At 40.6% G+C, this 4446-nt stretch carries 3 protein-coding genes; all 3 read left to right on the plus strand.

The window, feature by feature from the left end:
• The first annotated feature begins 85 nt into the window (after positions 1 to 85).
• The 3 genes from glmM (at position 86) to hpsN (ending at position 4350) form a co-directional block, all read left to right on the plus strand.
• Positions 86 to 1543, plus strand: a complete 1458-nt coding sequence (glmM, locus tag AFK68_RS08705; RefSeq protein WP_094672393.1) for a phosphoglucosamine mutase — start codon at positions 86 to 88, stop codon at positions 1541 to 1543.
• 135 nt (positions 1544 to 1678) lie between these two features.
• Positions 1679 to 3334, plus strand: coding sequence for a hormogonium polysaccharide biosynthesis protein HpsL (gene hpsL / locus AFK68_RS08710; protein WP_094672394.1), 1656 nt, complete (start codon positions 1679 to 1681; stop codon positions 3332 to 3334).
• 11 nt (positions 3335 to 3345) lie between these two features.
• On the plus strand, positions 3346 to 4350 hold the full coding sequence (hpsN, locus tag AFK68_RS08715) for a hormogonium polysaccharide biosynthesis glycosyltransferase HpsN (protein ID WP_094672395.1): 1005 nt from the start codon (positions 3346 to 3348) through the stop codon (positions 4348 to 4350).
• The last annotated feature ends 96 nt before the right edge of the window (positions 4351 to 4446 follow it).

Consider the following 4446-nt stretch of genomic DNA (forward strand, 5'->3'; position numbering starts at 1 on the left):
ACCTCATTATTTAGTATTAAGTCCGGAGGTGCTATTCTCTTTGTTGAGAGTGAGAATAACTTAATATTGACGAGGAGTGAAAATTATGGTAGCAACACCATCATTCAAACCAACTTACGGACAAAATACTTTTAACTTATCACCCACAGCAATAACAACAACATTGCCTTGGAACAACACCTCACTGCCCACAACCCCCTTATTCGGTACAGATGGCATCCGAGGCAAAGCAGGAGAACTACTCACCGCCCCCTTAGCCCTGCAAATAGGTTTTTGGGCTGGACAAGTATTGCGCCAATATTCTCCAAACCCCGGCCCGATAATTATGGGTCAAGATACCAGAAACTCCGGTAATATGTTAGCCATGGCTCTATCAGCAGGTTTAACAGCAGCAGGCTTAGAAGTTTGGAATTTAGGTTTATGCCCTACCCCCTGTGTTGCCTATCTTACTAGCATTTCAGAAGCAATAGGCGGGGTAATGATTTCTGCTAGTCATAATCCACCCGAAGATAATGGAATTAAATTTTTTGGCTCCGACGGTACAAAACTCCCTTCAGAATTACAGAAACAAATAGAATCTGGAATTAGAGGAACGGCGGATTTTCCCAGCATCCACAATAACTGGGGACAGCATTACCATAGACCAGAATTAGTCAAAGACTACCAAGCATCTCTACATTCTCCTTTAACACCAGGATATTTGCAGGGAATGAAAATAGTTCTAGACTTAGCTTGGGGGGCAGCAGTTCATACTGCCCCAGAAGTTTTTCAGGGAATGGGGGCAGAAATTATTTGTTTACATGACCAACCGAACGGCGATCTGATAAATGTTAACTGTGGTTCGACCCATCTTCATACTCTCCAACAAGCAGTAATAGAAAATCAAGCTGATATGGGATTTGCCTTTGATGGAGATGCTGACCGAGTATTAGCAGTAGATTCTCAAGGTCGTTCTATTGATGGAGATTATATTCTCTATTTTTGGGGCCAAAGCTTAAGTAAAGCAGGCTTACTACCAAACAATTTAATTGTTACTACTGTCATGGCAAATTTAGGCTTTGAACGTGCTTGGCAGAAACAGGGTGGACAAATGTTACGGACTAAAGTGGGAGACCAATATGTTCATGCAGAAATGCAGCGCACAGGTTCAATGTTAGGTGGAGAACAATCAGGACATATTCTCTGTCCCCACTATGCCATTACAGGAGATGGTCTAATGACGGCCTTGCATTTGGCCACTCTAGTTAAAAATTCTGGAGTTTCTCTAGCAGAATTAGTAGACCAAAGCTTTCAGACCTACCCCCAATTGCTCCGAAATGTCCGGGTTGAAGACCGCGATCGCCGAGCGAACTGGAAAAACTGCGAACCATTAGTCAGAGCTATTGAAGAAGCAGAAACAGCTCTAGCAGATTTTGGAAGGGTTTTAGTCCGAGCCTCTGGCACAGAGCCAGTAATTCGAGTTATGGTAGAAGCTATTAATGCTGAACTAGCAAACTCTTGGACTGAGAACTTAGTTTTAGCAGTCCAGCAACATCTGGCTTAAAAAAGCGGTCAGCACTCAGCACTCAGCACTCAGCAAGATTATTTTTTTCAAGTTTAGAAGGGGATTTTAACCCCAAGCTTACAAAGCTGATATCTGAATGCTAAAAGCTGATAGCTAGTTAAAACTGACTCAACAATGCCAACAAAACAAAAGTCTAAAAAAAAATTAAAAAGCAAATCAAAAAAGAAAGGCAAAGCTGCTGCTCCCCAGATTAGCAAAAAAGAGCTAGCTGCCAGAAAGCGCCAAAGGACTAAACAAATTCAGGAAGCCATCGGCGCTCTGGTTACTTATGGTGGTCTTGGCGCTGTAATTGGTGTCGTATTATTCTTTGTGGCAGATCCCAAGCTCGCTCTTGCTGGTGGTGGTGGTGTAGCAGTTTTAGCTCTTTCCTTCAAGTATCCAATGTTGGGACTTTGGGGATTTATGATCTATATGCCCTTTGCTGGTACCATTACTTACTGGATAGGTGGAGGAAGTCCAATATTTCAGTTAGCGAAGGATGGGTTTTATATTCCTGCAATAATTGCCGTTGGCCTGTGGTGCAAAAATACAGGAAAGCCATTTATTATTCCCAAGGCAATGAAAAATCCCCTGTACTTTTTATTGGGGTTTTGTCTAATCACCCTAATATTTGTTAATGGTGCTAGACAGTTTAATCCACCTCCACCCAGACCAGGTGTTGTACTTAACCAATCCAAGAAACCCGATCAACCCATTGCACAGGGAATATTGGGACTTAAAGTAATGCTTGGCTATGTACCTCTAATCACGGGAGCTTATTATAAACTAAAAACTAAAAAAGAGTTATTATTTGCTGCCCGTTTGACACTAATTCTGGCTATTATCTGCTGTTTACTTGGTATGGTACAGTACCAATTCCTTGCATCTGGAAAGTGTAACGGTACTCGTGGTTTTACTGGAGACCAATTATTTAAGGCAACCCTAGAAGCTAAATGTTTAATAGGAGGTGCTCTACTATTTAGCCCCACTCAGGGTGTAATTCGTTTGCCTGGTACCTTTGTTGCACCTTGGCAGTGGGGATGGTTCTTGATTTCTAATGCTGCCTTTACTTTTGCAGTTGCTTTTTGCGATCCCTCTCCCCTCTGGCGAATAGCAGGTTTATTTGGAATGGCAGTAGTTTTTGTTAATGCAGCTATTAGCGGTCAAAGAATTGCTCTAGCTTTGGTTCCCACAGTAACAATAATACTATTAGTCTTAACAGGTCAGGTAGCTAACCTCAAACGGTTTCTCCCCATTGGTATTGGACTAGGTGTTGTACTGGGAGGGGTAATAGTATCAAATCCCGCAGTTGTTCAAGAGCGGATAGATAGTTTTGTGAGTCGCTGGCAAGCTTCACCACCAACTGCTTTTATTGCCCAACAATTTGAGGAATCTGGTCATGTAGGAATTATTGGCAAAGGAGTAGGGCGAGCTACCAACTCAACCAGAGTTTTTGGTAGAACTAGATTAATTGAGACTTATTATCCTAAGTTAATTTATGAAATAGGACAGGTAGGCGCAATTGCAATGTTAGTCCTATTAACAAGTATTACTCTTAGTGGTTTTAAAGCTTATCGGTCAGTTAAAGATAAAAATCTACGCAGTTTGGGTGCAAGCTATTGGGTTTTTGTTATGATTATTAGTTATAACACTTATTATTACCCTCTTGATGTAGATCCAGTTGCGGTTTATTATTGGTATTTTGCTGGAGTTGTTCTGAGGATACCTGAAATTGATAAACAGGAACAGGCAAGAATCAAAGCTGAAGAAGAAATGGAAAATAGTAAATAAGAAGGAGAAAAATGAACGCACAATCTCTAACCCTAGAAAATCAACAATTAACTATTCCCATTTCCGTTGTTATTCCTACCTATAATCGGGAAGAACCTCTAGTAGATACCATAGCAGATCTTATTAAGCAAGACTACCCTAATTTTGAAATTTTAGTAGTTGACCAAACTGCGACTCATAAACCAGAAACTCAAGCTTATTTAGAAGAACAAGCTAATGCTGGAAAAATTAAATTGTTCTGTCTGACTTGGGCGAGTTTACCAGGGGCAAGAAATTATGCGGTTAGACATTGTAGTGGGGAAATAATCCTTTTTATTGATGATGATGTCCGTATGGAACCAGATTTTTTGGCTGCCCATGCTCGTAACTATGTGGATCGCCCAGAGATAGGAGCAGTTGCAGGACGAGTATTTGACCGGATGAAATTAGGAGATTCTGGTGGAGAGTTGGAAATAGAGGATTTACCTCCAGAAGCATCAGACCCCGGTATTGCTTGGTATCATATCGATCTGGTACATACGGTTAAAGCTCAACGAGTCATCTCAGCAAGAGGCTGCAATATGTCCTATCGCCGAGAGATTTTTACTAAGTATGGCCTGAGTTTCGATGAGCGGTTTCGTGGTAGTGCAGTACGGGAAGAGTCGGATTTTTGTTTGAGGTTGCGACAAACTGGTTATCAGATTTGGTTTGACCCAGAAGCTTCTTTAGTTCATTTGGGTGAAGAAAGTGGAGGTTGCCATGATATTTCTACAAGGTCACTAAAGTATCAAGTTACTTTCTATCACAATCACTTTTTTATGGGGTTAAAAAATCTCACTCCTAATCAATGTTTGCGTTTCTTTGCCAAATTATTTGATTGTCATGTTTTGGGCAACCCACCTTGTTATAAAGGTGGTTCTCCTATCAAAATAATTACTCGTGGCAGTTTTTATAGTCTTGGTTTTTTGAGTGCGGTTCAAACAAGGATTAAATCTATCTGGGATGACGGTCAAATTTATACTCGACAAAGTAATTAATAATGGATAATTGATAATGGATAATGGATAATGGATAATGGATAATGGATAATGGATAATGGATAATGGATAATGGATAATGGATAATGGATAATG

Origin of the sequence: Hydrocoleum sp. CS-953 (genome assembly GCF_002260545.1) — a bacterium.
Classification (GTDB): Bacteria; Cyanobacteriota; Cyanobacteriia; order Cyanobacteriales; family Microcoleaceae; genus Trichodesmium.

Excerpts from the sequence above, each read along its gene's own strand:
- glmM (WP_094672393.1), top strand. The coding sequence starts at position 86 with ATGGTAGCAACACCATCATTCAAACCAACTTACGGACAAAATACTTTT.
- hpsL (WP_094672394.1), top strand. The coding sequence starts at position 1,679 with ATGCCAACAAAACAAAAGTCTAAAAAAAAATTAAAAAGCAAATCAAAA.
- hpsN (WP_094672395.1), top strand. The coding sequence starts at position 3,346 with ATGAACGCACAATCTCTAACCCTAGAAAATCAACAATTAACTATTCCC.